Origin of the sequence: Curtobacterium sp. AB7 (assembly GCF_044909335.1) — a bacterium.
GTDB lineage: Bacteria > Actinomycetota > Actinomycetes > Actinomycetales > Microbacteriaceae > Curtobacterium.
Window position 1 is genome coordinate 495452 of sequence record NZ_JBIYED010000001.1, and the last position, 19087, is coordinate 514538.

General features: G+C 71.4%; 20 protein-coding genes. 14 read left to right on the forward strand and 6 right to left on the reverse strand.

From position 1 onward, the window contains the following. The first annotated feature begins 29 nt into the window (after positions 1-29). Positions 30-1193: an epoxide hydrolase family protein gene (locus ABH929_RS02530; RefSeq protein ID WP_404560006.1), complete on the forward strand. Its 1164-nt coding sequence runs from the start codon at positions 30-32 to the stop codon at positions 1191-1193. 187 nt (positions 1194-1380) lie between these two features. Here the strand turns inward: ABH929_RS02530 and ABH929_RS02535 are convergent, their stop codons facing one another. Further along, entirely contained in the window at positions 1381-2067 is a 687-nt protein-coding gene (locus tag ABH929_RS02535) for an SDR family NAD(P)-dependent oxidoreductase (RefSeq protein WP_404560007.1), read from the reverse strand. Between the two features lie 111 nt (positions 2068-2178). On the opposite strand from ABH929_RS02535, the gene ABH929_RS02540 reads away from it, so the two are divergent. Next, positions 2179-2385, forward strand: coding sequence for a hypothetical protein (locus ABH929_RS02540; RefSeq protein WP_404560008.1), 207 nt, complete (start codon positions 2179-2181; stop codon positions 2383-2385). A gap of 57 nt (positions 2386-2442) precedes the next feature. On the opposite strand, the gene ABH929_RS02545 is transcribed toward ABH929_RS02540, so the two are convergent. Beyond that, a complete protein-coding gene (locus tag ABH929_RS02545) occupies positions 2443-3093 on the reverse strand; it encodes a helix-turn-helix domain-containing protein (RefSeq protein WP_235035995.1) in 651 nt (216 codons plus the stop codon). Continuing rightward, complete coding sequence (locus ABH929_RS02550; protein WP_404560009.1) at positions 3090-4607, reverse strand: APC family permease; 1518 nt, start codon at positions 4605-4607, stop codon at positions 3090-3092. The genes ABH929_RS02545 and ABH929_RS02550 overlap by 4 nt, the downstream gene beginning before the upstream one ends. Positions 4608-4827: 220 nt before the next feature. Here ABH929_RS02550 and ABH929_RS02555 point away from each other — a divergent pair, with 220 nt between their 5' ends. The 6 genes from ABH929_RS02555 to ABH929_RS02580 all read left to right on the forward strand — a co-directional run bounded on the left by ABH929_RS02555 (position 4828) and on the right by ABH929_RS02580 (position 10660). After that, positions 4828-6321, forward strand: a complete 1494-nt coding sequence (locus tag ABH929_RS02555; protein ID WP_263089310.1) for an APC family permease — start codon at positions 4828-4830, stop codon at positions 6319-6321. An 80-nt stretch (positions 6322-6401) separates the two neighbouring features. Beyond that, complete coding sequence (locus tag ABH929_RS02560) at positions 6402-8423, forward strand: primary-amine oxidase (protein ID WP_404560010.1); 2022 nt, start codon at positions 6402-6404, stop codon at positions 8421-8423. Between the two features lies 1 nt (position 8424). Then, positions 8425-9042 carry a hypothetical protein gene (locus ABH929_RS02565; protein WP_404560011.1) on the forward strand — a complete coding sequence of 206 codons (618 nt, stop codon included), beginning with the start codon at positions 8425-8427 and terminating at the stop codon, positions 9040-9042. A 118-nt stretch (positions 9043-9160) separates the two neighbouring features. After that, positions 9161-9343, forward strand: a complete 183-nt coding sequence (locus ABH929_RS02570; RefSeq protein ID WP_123292879.1) for a hypothetical protein — start codon at positions 9161-9163, stop codon at positions 9341-9343. Between the two features lie 25 nt (positions 9344-9368). Continuing rightward, positions 9369-9890, forward strand: coding sequence for a MarR family winged helix-turn-helix transcriptional regulator (locus ABH929_RS02575; RefSeq protein ID WP_205463520.1), 522 nt, complete (start codon positions 9369-9371; stop codon positions 9888-9890). Positions 9891-10045: 155 nt separating this feature from the next. After that, positions 10046-10660: a TetR/AcrR family transcriptional regulator gene (locus ABH929_RS02580; protein ID WP_205463521.1), complete on the forward strand. Its 615-nt coding sequence runs from the start codon at positions 10046-10048 to the stop codon at positions 10658-10660. Positions 10661-10802: 142 nt separating this feature from the next. On the opposite strand, the gene ABH929_RS02585 is transcribed toward ABH929_RS02580, so the two are convergent. Both ABH929_RS02585 and ABH929_RS02590 read right to left on the reverse strand, forming a co-directional pair. Further along, complete coding sequence (locus tag ABH929_RS02585) at positions 10803-11939, reverse strand: Gfo/Idh/MocA family protein (protein ID WP_263089309.1); 1137 nt, start codon at positions 11937-11939, stop codon at positions 10803-10805. After that, complete coding sequence (locus ABH929_RS02590) at positions 11915-12715, reverse strand: sugar phosphate isomerase/epimerase family protein (RefSeq protein WP_404560012.1); 801 nt, start codon at positions 12713-12715, stop codon at positions 11915-11917. Before ABH929_RS02590 ends, ABH929_RS02585 begins: the two co-directional genes overlap by 25 nt. 256 nt (positions 12716-12971) lie before the next feature. Between ABH929_RS02590 and ABH929_RS02595 the strand changes: the two genes are divergently transcribed. The 5 genes from ABH929_RS02595 (at position 12972) to ABH929_RS02615 (ending at position 18014) form a co-directional block, all read left to right on the forward strand. Next, positions 12972-14270 (forward strand): MFS transporter, encoded by a 1299-nt coding sequence (locus ABH929_RS02595; RefSeq protein WP_111083746.1) that lies wholly within the window; start codon positions 12972-12974, stop codon positions 14268-14270. Between the two features lie 4 nt (positions 14271-14274). After that, positions 14275-15507: an MFS transporter gene (locus tag ABH929_RS02600; RefSeq protein ID WP_404560013.1), complete on the forward strand. Its 1233-nt coding sequence runs from the start codon at positions 14275-14277 to the stop codon at positions 15505-15507. Between the two features lie 10 nt (positions 15508-15517). After that, a complete protein-coding gene (locus ABH929_RS02605; protein WP_404560014.1) occupies positions 15518-16840 on the forward strand; it encodes a carboxylesterase family protein in 1323 nt (440 codons plus the stop codon). A 63-nt stretch (positions 16841-16903) separates the two neighbouring features. Next, entirely contained in the window at positions 16904-17494 is a 591-nt protein-coding gene (locus tag ABH929_RS02610; protein ID WP_404560015.1) for a TetR/AcrR family transcriptional regulator, read from the forward strand. Positions 17495-17573: 79 nt separating this feature from the next. Further along, complete coding sequence (locus ABH929_RS02615) at positions 17574-18014, forward strand: NUDIX hydrolase (RefSeq protein ID WP_111083749.1); 441 nt, start codon at positions 17574-17576, stop codon at positions 18012-18014. A 9-nt stretch (positions 18015-18023) separates the two neighbouring features. Here ABH929_RS02615 and ABH929_RS02620 read toward each other — a convergent pair whose 3' ends face one another. Further along, the gene (locus ABH929_RS02620; protein WP_404560016.1) at positions 18024-18392 is read right to left on the reverse strand and encodes a VOC family protein; all 369 of its coding nucleotides are present in this window, start codon (positions 18390-18392) and stop codon (positions 18024-18026) included. 54 nt (positions 18393-18446) lie between these two features. On the opposite strand from ABH929_RS02620, the gene ABH929_RS02625 reads away from it, so the two are divergent. After that, positions 18447-19085 (forward strand): nucleoside/nucleotide kinase family protein, encoded by a 639-nt coding sequence (locus ABH929_RS02625; protein WP_404560017.1) that lies wholly within the window; start codon positions 18447-18449, stop codon positions 19083-19085. Positions 19086-19087 lie beyond the last annotated feature (2 nt).

Sequence of the window (19087 nt, forward strand, 5' to 3'; positions counted from 1 at the left end):
TGTCGGTGCATGGCCGTAGCGTTCGGCGCATGCGCCCGTTCCGCCTGCAGGTGTCCGCTGACGACCTCGACGATCTCCACCGGCGCCTCCGGGATGCCCGCATGCCCGACCCGGTCGGCGGGGCCGCGTCCGAGAGTGCACTGTCGCTGGGTCGGCTCGGGGCACTCCTCGAGCACTGGAGGAACGGGTTCGATTGGCGGCGGATCGAAGCCGAACTCGCGGCGGTCGACCAGTACGAGGTCGACGTCGACGGGCAACGGCTGCACTTCGCGTCCCTGCCCGCCAGCGGTACGGCGACGGTGCGGACACCCGTCATCGCCGTCCACGGCTGGCCGTACTCCTTCGTGGAGATGCTGCCCCTCGCCCGTGACCTCGCCAGCCGTACCGTCGACCTCGGGAACGGGCGCACCATGGGCTTCGACGTCGTAGTGCCGTCGCTGCCCGGATTCGGGCCGTCGACGCCGCTCGCCGATCGGCCGTTCACCGGGCCGGTCGTCGCTCGACTGTTCCACGGGCTCATGACGGACGTGCTCGGCCACCCTCGGTACGTCACCTACGGTGAAGACGTCGGTTCGACCACGAGCGACTGGTTGGCTGCGCTGTTCCCGGAATCGACCATCGGTTTGTTCGCGACGCACGCCGCGTTCCCGCCGCCGTCCCGGGCGCGAGACCTGACCGATGCAGAGGCTTCCTGGCTCCGGCGGCACGATGCAGCGTGGGCGCGCGGCCTGGGGTACGCCCGCGTCCAGGCCACGCGCCCCGAGATCCTCGCCGCCGCGTTGAACGACTCGCCGCTCGGTCTCGCGGCCTGGATCATCGAGAAGCTGCTGGCCTGGTCCGGTGCAGGGACGTGGTGGACCGACGACGAACTCCTCCGCACGGTCTCGTTGTACTGGTTCACGAGGAGCGTCGGAGCGTCGTTCCGTCCGTACCTCGACTTCCCGCAACAGCCGGAGCTACCGGCCATCGACGTCCCGGTCGCCGTGGCGGTCCAGACCGGAGAGCGCGGCCTGCCGCGGTCGTACGGTGCGCGGACGTACCGAGACATCCGCAGCTGGCGCGACCTCGATCACGGTGCGCACTTCACCGCTTGGCAGGTGCCGGGCACGGTTGCAGAAGAGATCGCGGCATTCGCAGCCGACGTCGCGGGCAACGAGCACGATCACGTCAGCGTGGACGCCTCGGCGTGGTGAGGAACGCGGTCCACGACAGGACGGCACTCGTGAGCAGCCCACTGCGGGCTCGTCGACCGATCCCCATCCGTTCTTCCCCTCTGCACGCCGCACACTGCGGCCAGGCCGTCCTCGGCGGGGGCAACTCTAGTTCGCTCCGGCCGAGGCCGACGATGCGCCTGCACTGCACAGCGACCCCGATCCGGGATCAGACGACGACGGACCCCCGCTGGCGGTGCGCGATCGAGACGGACTCGCCGGACACCGCGTTCAGCGGCGATGACAGGAAGGCGATGAGGTCGGCGATCTGCTGCGGGGTCGAGTCGCCGGGGCCTCCCGAGCGGGCCTCGGTGGACGGGGTGTCCGTCACCGTGCCGGGGTTGACGACGTTCACCGTGACCCCGGTCCCCGCCACGTCGTCGGCCAGGTTCTTCGCGATGACGCTCACCGCCGTGTTCCGGAGCGACGCCGTGATGTTGCCGGAGAAGTAGGCGTTCTGCCCGCTCACGACGACCACGCGGCCGAACCCGGCCTCGCGCTGCGCGGGGAGCACGGCGTTCGCGACCCGGAGGAACCCGAGGGCCTTGCCGTCGATCGCGTCGAGGACCTGCGCGGGGTCGGACTTCCGGGCCGGGTCGAGGGTGCTCGCACTCGGTGCTGCGGTCACGACGAGCACGTCGATGCGCCCGTGCCGCTCGAGGACGGTGGCGATGCCCGCGTCCACCGAGTCCTGCGAGGCGGTGTCGATCGACACGCTGCCGTCGGAGTCCTCCGCGCTGCGGGACGCGACGACGACGGTCGCTCCCTCGGCGCGGAGGCGGTCGGCGACGGCGGTACCGATGTACCCCTTGCCTCCGACGACGAGTGCGACACGGTTCTTGAGTTCGAGGTCCACGCGCCCACGCTATGCCGGGGCGCTGCAGTCTGCTCGCCGTCGCGGCTCGCCGGTCGACGAGTACGTGCTCTTCTCGTAGTGTCGGTGGGTATCGAAGGGAACGAGGTGGACATGCGCTCACGATCAGCTGGCAATGTCGCGACGATCATCGCCGCAGGGTGTTTGGTACTGCTCCTCGTCGTCGTGTGGCTCCGCGGGCAGCAGTCGATCGGAGACGGGTTCGCGATCCCGGTCGTGCTCGTGCTCGCCCTCGGGTTCGCCGGCTGCACCGTCTGGGCCGGTGTCGTCGCGCTGCGTCGACGCGGGTCCGGGCGCTGACGTCCGGGCGCTGAACCCCGCACCGGACCGCAACCGGATCCGACGTGCCGTCGCGACTCAGCCGAGCAGCGGTTCGAGCCGCGTCACCGCCCGGCGCAGGTGCACCAACGCGTCGCCCGGCGACGACACCCGGGCCGCCGGCGCCGACAGGGTCAGCCCCGCCACGAGCTCGCCGCGCTCGCCGCGGACCGGGAGCGCCAGGCACCCGAACCCCGCCGTGAACGCGCCGACCTGGTGCACCGGTCCGAGGCCCCCTTCGGCGTGCAGCCGCCCCATCGCACTCGACCCGGGTGTCGCCCGCAGCGCGGCTTCGTCGAGCAGCGGGAAGTCCGGGTCGACGTCGATGTCGCGCACACCGGCGGCGTCGTAGCGCGCCAGGTGCACGCCCGCTCGGACGGCGGAGCGGACGTCGGCGAGCACCGAGCGCACGGCCCGGGGCAGCGGTGCGAGTGCCGGAGCGGGCGACACCCCGGCCAGGTCGGCGACCTTGTGGCCGAGGGCGAAGCCGCGCAGGTCCGGCAACCGGACGAGGTACTCGTCCTCGACGAGCAGGGTGATGAGCCGGTAGGTGGTGGCCCGCGGCATCCCGAGGGCCTCCGAGATCTGCTGGGCGGTGACGCCCGGTCCCGCGTGCGCGGCGGCCTCCAGCACCGCGAGGGCGTTCTGGATCGCCTTCGGCTGCCGCGCGCGGAGTCCGGGTTCGCTCACCGCACCTCCGCCTGGTGGCCGGTTCCGGCGGACGGACGGGAGGCCCCCAGCAGGTCCGCCTCGACCGGTACGTCGTACACGGCGCGGCTCCGACCCCGCCGCCAGGGTCGCCGACGTGTGGCCACCAGGAACGCGACCACCACCGCGGCGACCGTCCCCACGGCGAGGGCGACGGCCGGCCAGCGGGACGACGCGGCCTCGACCCCGAGGTAGGTGAGCAGGACGGCGGTCAGCAGGACACCGGTCGTGACGGCGACGACCGCGACCCCCGCCGTCAGCTCGCCGATGCGCCGCAAGAACACCGGGGCCGCGAAGCACGTCAGGGCGTACGCCGCGATGTACCCGAGGGCGGCGACGACGAGCTCGGCCTCCATCAGCGTCCACGTCGGGATCCCGCTCGCCAGGCCGAGGACCGGCAGCACCGTGAGCACGCCGCACGCGACCGCGCCGGCCACGAACGGGGTCCGGAAGCGCGACGACGCCCGACCGAGCACCCGAGGCAGGACCCCCTCGCGGCCCATCGCGAACAGGACCCGCACGAGCGCCGTGGTCGAGGCGATCGCGCACGCCGCGAACGACGCCGCGATCCCGAGGTCGAGCGCCCACCCGATCCACTGCATGCCGAAGGCGTTCGCCAGCTCGTTGACGGGCGAGGCGCTCGACGCCAGGTCGGCGCCCACGGCGGCGAACCCCATCTGCTGGGCCGCAGCGCTGACCACGTAGAGGACGCCGGCGACCAGGACGGTCCACGAGATCGCGCGGGGGATCGCCTGGAACGGGCGCCGGGCCTCCACACCGAGCACCGACGCGCTCTCGAACCCGACGAACGCGGTGACGGCGAGGGCGGTGCCGACCGCGAACGACGCCGGCTGCGTCTGTCCGAGCGCGACGGCGGAGACGTCGGCCGGGTGCAGGCGCGCGACCAGCGCGACGATCAGGACCACGATGACCGCCACCGACAGCGACTCGACGAGCAACGTCAGCCGGGTCGACAGCCGGACCCCGAGCGCGATCACCGCGAAGACGGCCGCGCCCATCACCAGCACGACGACGATCGTGACCAGGGCGTCGTCGCCGGCGGCCGGCACGAAGCGGGACAGCAGGTAGTCGAGGTAGTAGCCGCTGCCGGTGAGCGAGAACATCGCGATGAAGCCGTACCCGAGCAGGAGTGCTGCGCCCGCGACGACCCCGGCGACCGGGCCGAGCCCGAGCGAGACGTAGGTGTAGAGCGACCCGGTGCCGGCGACGCGTCGGACGAACTGGTTCACCGTCCGCCCGACCAGGAACGACAGCGCCATCGCCGCCAGCAGCGACCACGTGGCACCCTGTCCGGCGACCGTCGCGACGAGGACCGGGATCGTGGTCGCGGCGGCGGACGGTGCCACGGCGGACACCGACTGGGCGAGCACGTCGACCGGGCCGATGCTCCGCCGCGACAATCCGTCGACGGGGGAGCGCGTGCCGACGCCGGGCACCCGGGGCGGGTCGGCGATGGCTCGGTCGAGCGCGGTCATGCGGCAACCGTAGGGCTGCGCCGTTGCGGCCGTGTCTCGGTGGTGTTTCGGCGGCGTCTCACGCAAACGAGACGCCTCCGACGAGCACGTCCCATTCGGCGGCGACAGGGCTTCACGCCGGTGGAACGGCACCGCAACGGCGGCACGGGACCGTGGTCACACCCAGCACCACCACCTGCGATCCCCACCCACCCCGTCCCACCCGAACCGGAAGGCCACGATGTCCAGCATCACGAAGGACCCCGCGTCACTCGGAGCCGCACCCGCGCCGCAGCGGACCATGCGCGGCTCGCTCGGCGTCACCGCGATCGTGTTCATGGTCGTCGCTGCTGCCGCCCCGCTCACCGTCGTCGGTGGAGCCGCCCCGCTCGGCATGCTGCTCGGCAACGGCGTCGGGTTCCCGTCGCTGTACGCCGCGTCGGCCGTCGTGCTGCTGCTCTTCTCGGTGGGGCTGGCGGCGATGACCCGGCACGTGCCGCGGCCCGGTGCGTTCTTCACGTTCGTCGGACACGGGCTCGGTCGTCCGGCCGGCGCGGGAGCCGCCACGCTGGCCCTCCTGACGTACACGACCATCCAGGTCAGCGTGCACGGCTACATCGGGTACCTGCTCGGCGTCACCGTCACGGGCCTCGGCGGACCGGACATCCCCTGGTACGTCTGGTCGCTCGTCGTCGTGGCGCTGGTCGGGATGCTCGGCTACCGGCACATCGACCTGTCGAGCAAGGTGCTCGGCGTGATGCTCGTCGGCGAGGTCGGCATCGTGCTCGTCCTGGTCGCGGCGATCGTGTTCCGCGGCGGGGCCGACGGCCTGTCCCTCGCACCGTTCGAGCCGACGCAGATCATGTCCGGGTCGCCCGGCGTCGGGCTGATGTTCGCCATCGCCGCGTTCATCGGGTTCGAGGCCACCGCGATCTTCCGCGACGAGGCGAAGGACCCGGAGCGGACCATCCCCCGTGCGACGTACACGGCCGTGATCGGCATCGGCGTCTTCTACACGCTCGCGTCGTGGGGGCTCGTGATGGCCTGGGGCCCCGGCGGCATCCTCGCCGAGGTCGCGAAGGACCCCGGATCGCTCATCCTCACCACCGCCGCGCAGTACATCGGCAGCGCGGGGGAAGCCGTGCTCAACGTGCTGCTGCTGACGAGCATGTTCGCCTGCGTCCTGTCGTTCCACAACGTCATCACCCGGTACCAGCACTCGATGGCGAACGCGTCGCTGCTGCCCGGCCGGCTCGGCGACGTGCACCGGAAGCACGCGTCCCCGCACACCTCGAGCCTCGTGCAGACCGTCACCGCCGCCGTGCTGATGGTGCTGTTCGCGGTGCTCGGCCTCGACCCGGTGCTGCAGGTGTTCAGCTGGTTCGCCGGCGTCGCCACCCTGGGCGTCGCGATCCTGATGGCCGCGACGAGCCTCGCCGTCATCGTGTACTTCCGCCGCAACCCCGGTGACCGGCGGGTCTGGAACACCGTCGTCGCGCCCGTCCTCGGGTTCCTCGGGCTCGTCGCCGCCGCCGTCCTGATCTGGGTGAACTTCCCGACGCTCGTCGGCGACGTCGACGCCTCGGGCGCCAGCGTCTTCGGCGTCGTGAGCATCGTGCTCACCGGCCTGGTCGTGGTCGTCCCCGTCATCGGCGTGGTGCAGGCGGTGGTGCTGCGACGCCGCAGTCGGAGCCGCTACGAGCAGATGCTCGACCGTCTCGCCACCGAGAGCTGACCCGCCGGGCGCACCACGCGCCTCCCGGCCGAACCGACCCGACCCCACGCACGACGCAACGCGCAAGGAGCACCACGCACATGACGATCACCGACCCGACCACCGTGACCACCACCACGCACCCGCTCGGCAGCCTGACGCCCGACGAGTTCACCGCCGTCCGCGACCTCGTCACGGCGCAGCCGGACTGGACCGACACCACCCGGTTCGCCTACGTCGGCCTCGAGGAGCCGCACAAGCAGGAGGTCCTGGCGTGGCAGGCCGGCGACGGCCCCCTGCCGGACCGCACGGCCCGGGTGATGCTGCTCGACATGGCGACCGGTCGCTCCACCGACCGCGTCGTGTCGATCACCACCGGCGCAGTGCTGCGGACCGACGTGCTCGACGGGTCCCGCGGCCAGCTGCCCGTGCTGATCGAGGAGTTCGACGCCGTCGGCGAGATCGCGAACGCGGACGAGCGCTGGGTCGCCGCCCTGGCGAAGCGCGGCCTGTCCGCCGACGAGGTCAAGTGCGTGCCGCTGTCCGCCGGGTACTACGACTACCCGGAGGAGCAGGGCCGGCGCATCCTGCGTGTGCTCGCCTTCAAGCAGGACCACCCGGCCGACCACGTGTGGGCGCACCCCGTCGACGGATTGTCGGCGTACGTCGACGCCGCGAACCGTGCCGTCACGCGGATCGTGGACGTGGCGGACATGCCCGTGCCGACCACCTCGGGGAACTTCGACGACCCGGCGATGCAGGGCGAACCGCTCGACCTCAAACCGATCGTCATCACCCAGCCGGAGGGGCCGTCGTTCCACGTCGACGGTGAGTTCGTCGAGTGGGCGAACTGGCGGTTCCAGGTCGGCTTCGACGCCCGCGAGGGACTCGTGCTCCGCCAGCTCTCGTGGCAGGACGGCGAGCGGCTGCGTCCGATCGTGTACCGGGCGTCGATCGACGAGATGCTCGTGCCGTACGGCGACCCGTCCCCGGTGCGGTTCTGGCAGAACTACTTCGACACCGGCGAGTACCTGTTCGGTCGGTTCACGAACTCGCTCGAGCTCGGCTGCGACTGCGTCGGCGAGATCCAGTACTTCGACGCCGTGCTGGCCGACGAGCTCGGCAACCCGCAGACCATCCGCAACGGCATCTGCATGCACGAGGAGGACTTCGGCACGCTCTGGAAGCACGGCGACATCTACACCGGTTCGCAGGAGGTCCGTCGGTCCCGCCGCCTGGTGATCTCGTTCTTCACCACCGTCGGCAACTACGACTACGGCTTCTACTGGTACCTGTACCTGGACGGCACGATCGAGTGCGAGGCGAAGCTCACCGGCGTGCTCTTCACCAGCTCGTACCCGGGGCGCTCGGCGTCCGGCGACGACTACCCGTACGCCTCCGAGGTGGCCCCCGGCCTCGGTGCCCCGTACCACCAGCACCTGTTCTCGGCGCGGCTGGACATGATGGTCGACGGGCTGTCGAACGCGGTGGACGAGGTCGACGCCGTGCGGGTGCCGGTCGGGCCGGGCAACGAGCACGGCAACGCGTTCACGAAGTCGGTGACCCGGATCGCGTCGGAGTCGTCGTCGGGTCGTCTCGCCGACGCCTCGAAGGCCCGCACGTGGTTCGTCTCGAACACCGAGGAGCGCAACCACCTCGACCGCCCCACCGGCTACGTGCTGTACCCTCAGGACGCCCCCGTGCTGCTCGCCGACGACTCGTCGTCGGTCGCCGCCCGTGCCGAGTTCGCCCGAAAGCACCTGTACGTCACGCAGTACGACCCGGCGGAGCGCTTCGCCGCCGGCGACTTCGTGCACCAGAACCCCGGCGGTGACGGGGTCGCCCGGTACGTCGAGGGGGACCGACCGCTCGACGGCGAGGACATCGTGCTCTGGCACACCTTCGGCCCGACGCACTTCCCGCGGCCCGAGGACTGGCCCGTCATGCCGGTCGACTACGCCAAGTTCACGCTCAAGCCGTACGGGTTCTTCCCGCGGAACCCGGCGCTCAACGTGCCGGCGGCCATCGGGGCGAACGCGGCGACGCACTGCTCGCACCGAGCGTCCGGAGGCGTCGAGGCGGCGCACGACGCCGTCGCACACGACCACGACCACGGGCACTGACGTGACCGACCTGCTCGGGCTCGCCGCGATCGTGCCGGCGTCCGCCGGGGCCTGCTGCACGGTCGGGGCGTGGCGCCCCGGCCGTGCGGTCGACGTGGTGGCAGCGGTCGTGATGGTGGCCGCGATGGTGGACGGGGCCTTCGGGCCGCGCGTGCTGCCCGGGGTGCTCTGGTTCGTGGTGCTCGCACTGCTGGCCGTGGTGGTCGCCGCGGTGCATCGGGTGCAGAGCGCGTCCGGTGCGTCCGGTGCGTCCGGTGCGACCGGTGCGTCCGGTCCGGACGGGAGGCACGGGTCGTCTCCGGCGGTGCGGGTCACGTCGGCGCACGGTCGGTTCGGGCGACTGCACGTGGCGCTCGGCCTGCTGGTGATGGGCGCGCTGGGCGTCGGCATGGCGCACGACCCCGGCATGACCGGCATGGCGGGTGTCGGCGTGCACGGACACGGCGGCGCGGTCGCCGTCACGTGGCAGGTCGTCCTCGGTGGCCTGACCACCGGCTACCTGCTGCTCACCGCCCACATGGTGCGGGACGGCATCCGGCGTCGGGCCCGGGCGCTCCCCGTCGTCGAGACGCTCGCCATGGGGATCGCGGTGGCGGTCATGGCCGCAGCGATGGTCTGAACCGGTTCGGCGCGCGAAACGTACATTCTGCGAACCGTTCGTTGCGGAAAACGTTCACGTCGTGAAAGAGTTCGACCGTCCGCAGGGGACGAACGGCCGCAGAAGGGCGGGATCAGACATGCACAGCACGTACTCCGGGATGCCTCGGGCGGCACGGATCGGTGGCAGCCACACCCGCATCGGTCTGACCGACCCGGCAGTGATCGACGCTTACGTCGAGCGCCGCATCGAGGACCCGTCGCTCCTCGCCGGGCGCGCCGAGCCGGCGTACGCCGACTTCTTCACCGTCCCCGCCGCGTAGCGAGCAGCAAGGAGCGCATGATCGCATGCCGTTGACCGTCGTCCGTCGAGAGCACGCCCACCTCTACACCCGCGAACCCCGATCCGAGGCTGCGAAGACCGCCGTCGACGCCCTGCTGCGCCTCCAGCACGCCGAAGAGCAGCAGATCGAGTCCGCACGCATCGAGAGCGGGTTGAGCAAGAACGAGTCGCTGGCGATCCGGTACATGCTCCAGGCGCACCGCGACGGTCGCACCATGGGCCCGAAGGACCTCGCCGTCATGCTCACCGTGTCGAACGCCTCGATCACGAAGCTCGTGGACGCGCTCGTCGACAAGGAACTCCTCGTCCGCACCGCGCACCCCACCGACCGACGGGCACAGGTCCTCGAACCCACCGACCTCGCCGCCGAGAAGATCGATGCCTCGTACGCCCGCTTCCACGAAGCCGTCGTCGGGGTCCTCGACCACCTGTCCGACGCCGACAACGCCGTCCTCGCGGAGTCGCTGACGAAGATCAGCGATGCCCTCACCGAGGGGCTGCCCGTGCCGGTGGACGAGGAGAACTGACACGATCGCGGTCGACGGCCGGGGCTGACGCGACCAGACGGACGTGACCCGGGGCAGTCGTCGCGACCGCCTGAGGGCGGGAGGCGCGGTGCGGCCCCGCCACGGGCCTCCAGTCCAGGGGTGGCGCTAAAACCTTCCAGCGGTAAGTTGGGTGCATGACGCACCCTGCCGACGACGACGCGGCCCCGCCGCGACGCGGCGGGTACCGCAAGGGAGCCGAGCGCCGGACCCAGATCCTCGACGAGATGATCCGCATGGTCGCGGAACAGGGCGTCGACGCATCGTCGTTGCGGTCCGTGGCCGAAGCCCTCGGGATCACCCACGCGGCGCTCCGCCACTACTTCCCCAGCCGCGATGAACTGCTGCTCGCCGTCTACCGCGAGCACGAGGTGCGCGAGCAGGGGGCGCCCGACCGGTTGGAGTCGGCGATCGGGGACATGCGCGACAGTGCCTCGCGCAACCGTGCGGTGCCGGGCCTGGTGCAGCTCTACACGACGCTCGCGGCCGACGCCGTGCAGGAGGGCCACCCGGCGACCCGTGACTTCATGCGGGAACGGTTCACGCGGCTCCGGGCCGACCTCGCCGCGCTGATCGAGGCGGACCAGGCGGCGGGACGGATCCGCGGGGACCTGGACCCGGTCGACCTCGCGAGCTTGAGCATCGCGGCGTCCGACGGGCTGCAGGTGCAGTGGTTGCTCGACCCCGAGGCGGTCGACGGCGAGAAGGTGCTGCGGTTGCTCGAGCAGATCGTGCCCGCGCCGCCGGAGTGAGCGCGGCGCGTGCGTTTCGCGGCGCGCTTGCGCTTGCGTGCGCGTGCGCGTGCGCTTCGTGAGCAGAAATGGTCGGGTCCCCGTTCGGGACCCGACCATTCCTGCTCACCAGGTGCGGCGCGGTGCGCGACGCACGACGTGACTACGCGTTCGCGGCCTCGGCGAGGACCGCGGCGGCGGGGTCGAAGTCCTCGGGGAGCGGCTGGATCGGGTCGATCGACGAGGTGATCTCGACGGACTGACCCGACTCGGCTGCGTCGCGGATGCCGAGCATGACGTCCAGCGCGTGCGAGGCGACGGCACCGGAGGCGCGCTCCGGGCGGCCCTCGGCGATCGCGCGGGCCAGCTCGACGACACCCGTGCCGCGACCCCAGGTGGAGCCCTTGTGCGTCAGCGTGGTCGGCTCGTCCTTGCCGAGCGTCCACAGCGTGCTGTCACCGTCGAAGACGTTCGGGTCCGGCAGCACGATGGTGCCCTCGGAGCCGTTGATCTCGACGAAGCCGTTGCGGGGCAGTGCGTGCTGGAACGACAGGGTCGTCTGGGCCGACTGGCCACCCTCGAACGAGATGAGCGCTGCGTGGTGCGTGGGCACCTCGACGGCGAACTCGGTGCCGGCGCGGGGTCCGGAACCGATCACGCGCGTCTCGCGGGACTTCGACGACACTGCCTGCACGCGCGAGGCGGCGCCGAAGGCGTGCAGGAGCGTCGTGACGTAGTACGGGCCGATGTCGAACAGCGGACCGGCGCCCTGGGCGTACAGGAACTCGGGGTCCGGGTGCCACTGGTCCGGTCCGGGCACGTGGAACATCGTCGTCGCGGTGAGTGGCGTGCCGATGTCGCCGCGGGCGATGGCGCGGATGGCGGTCTGGATGCCGGCACCGAGGACGGTGTCGGGCGCGGTGGCGTAGCGGACACCGGCAGCCTCGGCCGCGGCGAGGAGCGCCTGCGCGTCCTCCGCGTTGGTCGCGACGGGCTTCTCGCTCCAGGTGTGCTTGCCGGCAGCGATGATCTGCTGGCCGACCTTGGCGTGCTCGGCGGGGATCGTGATGTTCACCACGATCTGGATGTCGTCGCGGGCGAGGAGCTCCTCGACCGTGCCGGACGCGGGGACACCGTACTTCTCGGCCTGCGACGCGGCGCGCTCGAGGATGAGGTCGGCGACCATCAGGACCTCGACGTCGGCGAACTGGGTCAGGTTCGTCAGGTACTGGTCCGAGATGTTCCCCGCACCGATGATGCCGACTCCGATGCGGCTCACTTGTCGTTGTCCTTCAGCCATGCGAGGGACTCGGTGATGCCCTGGAAGACGTCGCCCGAGTAGGCGTCGAACTCGACGACGCGGATGGCCTGCGGCGCCGCGGCGAGGATGCCCGCCACGTCCACGTCGCCCTGGCCCGCGGGGGTCTGGTTCTCGAACGCACGCTGCAGCGCCTCGGGCACGACGAGCGCGCTCTCCGACGAGGGCAGCGCGGTGAGGATGTCGCCGTCGACCTTGCCGTCCTTGACGTGGATGGCGACGACGCGGTCGCCGAGTGCCCGCAGCACGGCGGGGGCGTCGGCGCCGCCGACGGTCGCCCAGAAGGTGTCGAGCTCGAGCACCGTCTCCGGGCTGATCTGCGACACGAAGTGGTCGTAGACCGTGCGGCCGTCGACCTTGTTCGTGAACTCCCACTGGTGGTTGTGGTAGCCGAACTTCAGGCCGCGCGAGGCTGCCTCGGCGGTCAGGACGTTGACGCGCTCGGCGATCTTCGCGACGTCGTCGGCGGTCTGCCAGCGGTCGGTCGGGATGAACGGGTCGATGACCGTCTGGATCCCGAGGCGCTCGGCGGCGTCCCAGATCGGGGCGGTGTCCTCGGCGTCGATCACGGCGACGTGGCCGGACGGTGCCTTGAGGCCGGTCGCGGCGAAGGCCCGCTCGAGGTCCGCGGCACGCTCGACGAACGCGTAGGGCTCGACGTTCTCGTAGCCGATCTCGGCGACGCGGGCGATGGCCTTGTCGAGGTCTTCGGCGATGGCGTCTCGCAGCGAGTACAGCTGCACAGAAGTGGTGGGCATTGCTCAAGGCTCCTTCGGTCCTGTCTGGGTGTCGCGGCACCCAGGTGGCACAGCACCGGGTGTCGCAGTCCGTCGAGGAGCGATGCTCCACGGCGAGATCGATGACGACGCTACCCCAAAAACCACCCGGTGTGTAGTTTTTGCGTCCTCTCGTGTCGCACGTCGGTACATGAACGACACCTGTCGATGTATGCTCAGCCAGTCAAAACCGTGCAGAGGATGGTTTTGGTCACCAGCATCGACTCAAGGAGGCGTCATGAGCACACCCGAACCCGGCAGCCCGGCACTGTTGAACCCCGAAGAGGGCATCACACAGCCGATCAGCACCGTGAAGGTGGGCATCGGCTACCAGATCGCCCTGTTCCTCGGGCAGTTCGGCCTCTTCGTCGCACTCATGGCACCGGTCTACGTCAGCATGCAGCTCAAGGCGCAGGCCCTGGTCGGTGACGACGCGGCGAACGTCATCGGCTCGGTGCTGCCGATCGGCGCGTTCGGTGCGCTCATCATGAACCCCCTCGCCGGCGCGCTGTCCGACCGCACCCGCACCCGCTGGGGTCGTCGTCGGCCATGGCTGCTGAGCGGTGTCGTCGTCTTCGCGATCGCCCTCGCCTGGATCGCCTACTCGCCCGACGTCCTGAACCTGACGCTGGCCTGGCTCCTCGCCCAGCTCGCCGCCAACGCGACGCTGGCCACCCTGCTCGCGAGCTTCGCCGACAACGTCCCCCAGCTGCAGCGCGGCCGCTCGTCGAGCATCATCGCCCTCGCGCAGAACATCGCCGTGCTCGCCGGCACCTACCTGTCGGTGTTCTTCGTCGCGAACCTGCCCGTGCTGTTCATCGCGCCCGGCATCCTGGCGATCATCCTCGTCGCGGTGTACGCCGTGGTCGCCCGTGACGACCTGCCGACGTACAAGCTGAAGAAGTTCACGTTCCTGAACCTCATCGCCTCGTTCTGGACGAACCCGATCAAGAACCCGGACTTCGCATTCGCCTGGTGGTCGCGCTTCCTGATCATCTTCGCCACCTTCATGTTCACGACCTACCGACTGCTCTACATGGAGAAGCACCTCGGCATCGAGGACGCGAAGGAGGCCACCGCGGCGGTCGCTTTCGGTGTGCTGCTCTACACGATCGCGCTCCTGGTCAGCGCGGCACTGTCCGGCTGGGCGTCCGACAAGATCGGTCGTCGCAAGGTCTTCGTCGGCGGTTCGACGGCGATGTTCGCCGTCGGCCTGGTCGTGCTCGCGCACGCCGACACCGTGAACGGCTTCTACGTGGCCGAGGTCATCATGGGCTTCGCGTACGGCATCTACTCGGCCATCGACACCGCGCTCGTCGTCGACGTGCTGCCGAACGCCGACCGCCCCGGCAAGGACCTCGGGGTCATCAACATCGCCAACGCGCTGCCGCAGTCGCTCGCTCCGGCCGTCGCACTGTTCTTCCTGAAGATCGGGTCGGGCGACGCCGCCGACAACTACACGCTCATGTGCTGGGCCGCCGGCGCGATCGCCATCATCGGTGCCCTTGTGGTGATCCCCATCAAGCGGGTTCGATAGCCGGATGCACACCTCCGGGGTCGACGTGGACCGCAGCCAGCTCGCCGGGTGGCGGAACGCGATCATCGTCGCGTTCGCCATCGGCGGGATCAGCCTGGCCGGTTGGGGTCCACGGCTCCCGGAGCTCCGCGTCGAACTCGGTGTCGACATCGGCACCATCGGCCTCATGCTCGGCGGTGTCACGATCGGCTCGATCGGGGGCCTGCTCAGCGCCGCCCCGCTGCTCCGGCGCCTGGGCGGCCGACGTGCCCTGACGGCGGTCGCCGTCCTGGTCCCCGCCGCACTGGCGCTCATCGGCGTCGCCGCCGCGCTGCACTCCGTGCCGCTCGCGAGCGTCGGGTTCGTCATCGCGGGTGCCGGGATCGGTGCGCTCGACGTCATGGCGAACGTCGAGGGCACGGCGATCGAGGTGCTCGCCGGTCGCACGCTGCTCCCGTTGATGCACGCCGCCTGGTCGGGAGGCGCGGCCCTCGGCGCCGGGATCGCCGCCCTCTGCGCGTGGCTGGGCATCACCCCCTCGGCCCAGTTGATCGGTGAGGCCGTCGTCATCCTGGTGGTCGGCGTGATCGCGATGCGCGCGATCCCGGACGGCACGCGCGCCGAGGAGCACGACACGACGCTCACCCCGCGGCAGCGCCTGCGGCAGTGGGCGCGTGGCTGGGCGGACGTCCGACTCCTGCTGATCGGCGTCGTGATGCTCGGCGTCGAACTCGGCGAGGGGTCGGCGAACAACTGGCTCGCCCTCGCGGCCACCGACGGACACGGCCAGACGGCGACGGTCGGCGCGCTCTTCTTCACCGTGTTCGCGGTCTCCGAGGCCGCGACGCGCGTCTTCGCCGGCCCCGTCGTCGATCGACTCGGACGCGTCCGGACGGTCCGCTGGACGACCGCGCTCGGCATCCTCGGCGCCGTCCTGTTCATCGTCGGCACGACCTGGTGGCTCACGCTCATCGGCGTGGTGCTCTGGGCGGTCGGCGTCTCGATGGGGTTCCCCCTCGGCATGTCGGCAGCGGCGCAGAGCGGCCCGAACCCGGCTGCCCGGGTCAGCGTCGTCGCGTCGATCGGGTACTTCGCGAACTTCGCCGGCCCGCCCGTCATCGGCGCGATCGCCGAGCAGGTCGGCGCGCTCAGCGCACTCTGGTTGATCGCCGTGCTCTTCGTGGCCGCCTTCGCTGCATCCGGATCGCTGCGTCCGGTCGCCGAGCCGACCCACGAGCGGGTCAGCGACCCTCGGTAGCGTGGAGCCCATGCTCGACGCGACGCCTGCCCCGTTCGACACCCCGGCCGGCCGGATCGTCGGGACGGTCGACGGCACCGTGGTGCGCGTGCTCGGGATCCCCTACGCGCGGGCCGAGCGGTTCGCGCCGCCGGAGCCGATGCCGCCCTTCGCGAGCGAATTGCACGCGTCGACGCCGTCCCCCGTGGCACCGCAGCCGCACGCGCAGTTCGTCGACCAGCTGCTCGGCGAGGTCGAGGACATCACGGTCGACGAGCACTGCCAGCGCCTGTCGATCACGCTGCCCGCCGACGTGACGCCCGACGAGCGCCTGCCCGTGATGGTCTGGATCCACGGCGGCTCGTACGTCATCGGCGGCGGCGACCTACCGATCTACGACGCCCGCGACCTCGTGACCGAGCAGCGTGTGATCGTGGTGTCGGTGACCTTCCGGCTCGGGGTCCTCGGGTTCCTGGGCGACGGGGCGTCGATCCCGGCGAACCTCGGGCTGCTCGACCTGCTCGAGTCGCTCCGCTGGGTGCAGGCGAACATCGCCGCGTTCGGGGGCGACCCCGACCTCGTCACGGTGTTCGGGCAGTCCGCCGGCGGCGACGCAGCAGCCCACCTGATGATCAGCGACGGCGCGGCCGGGCTGTTCCGCCGAGCGATCATCCAGAGCGCACCGCTCGGGTTGTCCCGCGGTCGGTCCCGGATGAACCGCGCGATGATGCGGGCCGTCGGTGCCGTGCACGCCGACACCCCACTCGACGACCTGCTCGAACGGCAGGCCCTCGGGACCCGTGCGGCCGCGCCGTACGGACTCGCGGGCGGGATGCCGTTCGGCACCCAGTACGGGTTCGCCCCGTTGCCCCGAGAACGCGACCTCGACGCGGCCTGGAGTCGGGTCGCTCCCGACGTCGACGTCCTGATCGGTTCCGCGACGGACGAGACCGGCATGTACGTGCCGTTGGTCCGCGGTCTGTCGCGGGTCGCCCGGTCGCGGATCCTGCGCCCGGCGCTCCGCTGGTGGGTGGTCCGTCCGCTCTCCGACGTCATCTACGGCCGCGACGTCCGACGCTTCACCGCGCGGCACCGTCGAGCCGGCGGGCGGGCGACGTCCTACCGGCTCCTCCGTGGCGTGACCACCGTGCCGACCGGCGCCGTCCACATGAGCGACCTGCCGCTGCTGCTCGGCGGCCGCGAGGCCTGGGCCGGCACCCGCTTCGTCCCCGAGCGCGACTGGCCCGAGGTCGAGCGGCGCGGCCGGGCCTTCCGTGCGATCTGGGCCGAGTTCGCCCGGACCGGCGCCGTCACCGCCCCGGACGACGAGACGCTGACCTTCGATCGGCACTGACCGTCTCCGCGCCCCCTGAACTGGCGGTCGCGTGGTCTCCCCCGGGACCGGACAATCGTCAGCATGCCCACGCCCGACGCCGATCTCCGTGCACGCATCGTGTCCGGTGCGATCGAGGCGTACCGCGCGACGGACTTCCACCGGGTCGGACCGGACGAGGTCGCCGAGCACGCCGGGGTGCCGGTCGCCGAGGTCGGCCGAGCGTTCCCGATGTGGGAACTCCTCGTCGTCGCGGTCATCGACCGGTGGAACAACGGCAGCCGACTCGCGCTGTGGCCCGTCGCCGAACGAGACGGTGCCGTCGCGTACCTGCGCGCCCGGCTCGAGGCCGGCATCACGGACCCGGCCCTCGTCCGGCTCCGGATCGCCGTGCTCAGCGCCGCGTCGAACCCCGGCCACCCCGCAGCCGGGTGGTTCCGCACCCAGTACACCCGGGCGTTCGAGGACCTCACCCTCGCCCTGGTCCGTGACGTCGTCGCTGCCCGCGAACCGCGCGGCGCCTCGCCCCGGCACGCAGCCGAGCAGCTCATGGCACTGTTCGAGGGGCTGCAGCTGCAGGCGATGGTCCGCGACGGCGCCGAGCCGCTGAGCGGCTTCGACCGCGCCGTCGCGCGGATGCGAGTCGGTTGGGCGGCAGCGCGCGTCGACGCCTGACCGATCCGCGCGGGAGCACGGACGGGAGGCACGGCGCGGCTTGCCTGCGTCGGCTCGCCCACCTGGCATGGTCGGCCCCATGGAGTACACCGACTACGACACCCGGCTCGCCGCGTACGGCGTGATTACGGACGGTGACCGGGTGCTCCTGGCGAAGCTGCGCTTCCCCGAAGCCGGCACGTGGACCTTGCCGGGCGGCGGCGTCGAGTTCGACGAGACCGTCGAGCAGGCCGTCGTGCGCGAGGTCCGCGAGGAGACCGGGTACGAGTCGGAGGTCGGTGCCCTGCTCGGCGTCCGGCACCACGTCGTCCCCGCCGAGCGCCGGATCCACGCCAACGGGCGCCCGATGAAGGCCGTGCAGGTCGTGTTCCGCGCGACGGTCGTCGGCGGCGCACTGCGCGACGAGATCAACGGGTCGACCGACGAGTCGCGCTGGCTGCCCATCGCCGAGCTCCCGCACCACCGGCACGGGCTGCTCGTGCCCGTCGCACTGGCGTGGGCGGGCGCGCTCACCCGCTGACGCGACTCGCTACTCGGCGACGACGCTCAGGACGTTGCCCGACGGGTCGGTGAACCAGGCGATGAGCGGGCCGCCCTTGCGGTTCACGCCCTTCTCGTCGGTCATCCCCTCGTACTGCAGGAACGCGACGCCCTTCTCGGTGAGCTCGTCCACCGCGGCGTCGACGTCCGGCACCGGGAAGTTCAGCACCGTGAAGGCAGCCGGTTCGTGCGCAGGGCCCTTCGGGTAGACGAGGACACCGTGGCCGTCGCCGAGCTGCAGGAAGAGCATGCCGTGGTCCTCGGTGACCTCGACCCCCAGGACGTCCTGGTAGAACGCCTTCGCCTCCGGGACGTCCCGTACCGAGAACCCGCTGAACGCCTTCGTCGCATCGACCATGCGGCCAGTGAACCACCCCGGTCCGGTGTCGGCGCGCTCTGCCAGGATGGGGCCGTGAGCCACCCGGACAGCAGCGTCGACGACGCCGTCGAGCGTGCGGTCGAGCTGGCCTCGGCGGGGCCACGGGCAGTGCTCGGCATCGCGGGTGCTCCCGGTGCCGGCAAGTCGACCCTGGCCCGCCGCGTGGTCGCCGCCGTCGACGAGCGACTCGGGGACGGCACAGCGGTGCAGGTGCCGATGGACGGCTTCCACCTGTCGAACGCGGCGCTCGACGCCCTCGGCCGGCACGACCGCAAGGGCGCCGTCGACACCTTCGACGCCGACGGGTACGTCGCTCTCGTCCGACGACTCGTCGCTGCCGACAGCACCGTTTGGGCGCCGGACTTCGACCGCCGCATCGACGAGCCCGTCGCCGGCAGCATCGCCGTCCCGCCGACCGCCCGGCTCGTGGTCTCCGAGGGGAACTACCTGCTCGACGACGCCGAACCGTGGGCAGCGCTCGGCAACCTGTTCACCGAGACCTGGTTCTGCGCCGTCGACGACGGGGTGCGGGTCGACCGCCTGGTCGGTCGGCACATGCGGCACGGACGCGACCACGACGCGGCGCGCGCGTGGGCGGTGGAGGTCGACGGCGTGAACGCGGCGAGGGTCGCGCCCACGGTGACCCGTGCCTCCAGGACGGTTCGGACGTGACC

What these genes read in the sequence shown, in the direction of transcription:
- ABH929_RS02590 (WP_404560012.1), bottom strand. Translation starts at nt 12,715, where the DNA reads ATGCCCACCACTTCTGTGCAGCTGTACTCGCTGCGAGACGCCATCGCC.
- ABH929_RS02560 (WP_404560010.1), top strand. Translation starts at nt 6,402, where the DNA reads ATGACGATCACCGACCCGACCACCGTGACCACCACCACGCACCCGCTC.
- ABH929_RS02595 (WP_111083746.1), top strand. Translation starts at nt 12,972, where the DNA reads ATGAGCACACCCGAACCCGGCAGCCCGGCACTGTTGAACCCCGAAGAG.
- ABH929_RS02540 (WP_404560008.1), top strand. Translation starts at nt 2,179, where the DNA reads ATGCGCTCACGATCAGCTGGCAATGTCGCGACGATCATCGCCGCAGGG.
- ABH929_RS02605 (WP_404560014.1), top strand. Translation starts at nt 15,518, where the DNA reads ATGCTCGACGCGACGCCTGCCCCGTTCGACACCCCGGCCGGCCGGATC.
- ABH929_RS02575 (WP_205463520.1), top strand. Translation starts at nt 9,369, where the DNA reads ATGCCGTTGACCGTCGTCCGTCGAGAGCACGCCCACCTCTACACCCGC.
- ABH929_RS02615 (WP_111083749.1), top strand. Translation starts at nt 17,574, where the DNA reads ATGGAGTACACCGACTACGACACCCGGCTCGCCGCGTACGGCGTGATT.
- ABH929_RS02555 (WP_263089310.1), top strand. Translation starts at nt 4,828, where the DNA reads ATGTCCAGCATCACGAAGGACCCCGCGTCACTCGGAGCCGCACCCGCG.
- ABH929_RS02580 (WP_205463521.1), top strand. Translation starts at nt 10,046, where the DNA reads ATGACGCACCCTGCCGACGACGACGCGGCCCCGCCGCGACGCGGCGGG.
- ABH929_RS02570 (WP_123292879.1), top strand. Translation starts at nt 9,161, where the DNA reads ATGCACAGCACGTACTCCGGGATGCCTCGGGCGGCACGGATCGGTGGC.
- ABH929_RS02550 (WP_404560009.1), bottom strand. Translation starts at nt 4,607, where the DNA reads ATGACCGCGCTCGACCGAGCCATCGCCGACCCGCCCCGGGTGCCCGGC.
- ABH929_RS02600 (WP_404560013.1), top strand. Translation starts at nt 14,275, where the DNA reads ATGCACACCTCCGGGGTCGACGTGGACCGCAGCCAGCTCGCCGGGTGG.
- ABH929_RS02585 (WP_263089309.1), bottom strand. Translation starts at nt 11,939, where the DNA reads ATGGCTGAAGGACAACGACAAGTGAGCCGCATCGGAGTCGGCATCATC.
- ABH929_RS02530 (WP_404560006.1), top strand. Translation starts at nt 30, where the DNA reads ATGCGCCCGTTCCGCCTGCAGGTGTCCGCTGACGACCTCGACGATCTC.
- ABH929_RS02610 (WP_404560015.1), top strand. Translation starts at nt 16,904, where the DNA reads ATGCCCACGCCCGACGCCGATCTCCGTGCACGCATCGTGTCCGGTGCG.
- ABH929_RS02620 (WP_404560016.1), bottom strand. Translation starts at nt 18,392, where the DNA reads ATGGTCGATGCGACGAAGGCGTTCAGCGGGTTCTCGGTACGGGACGTC.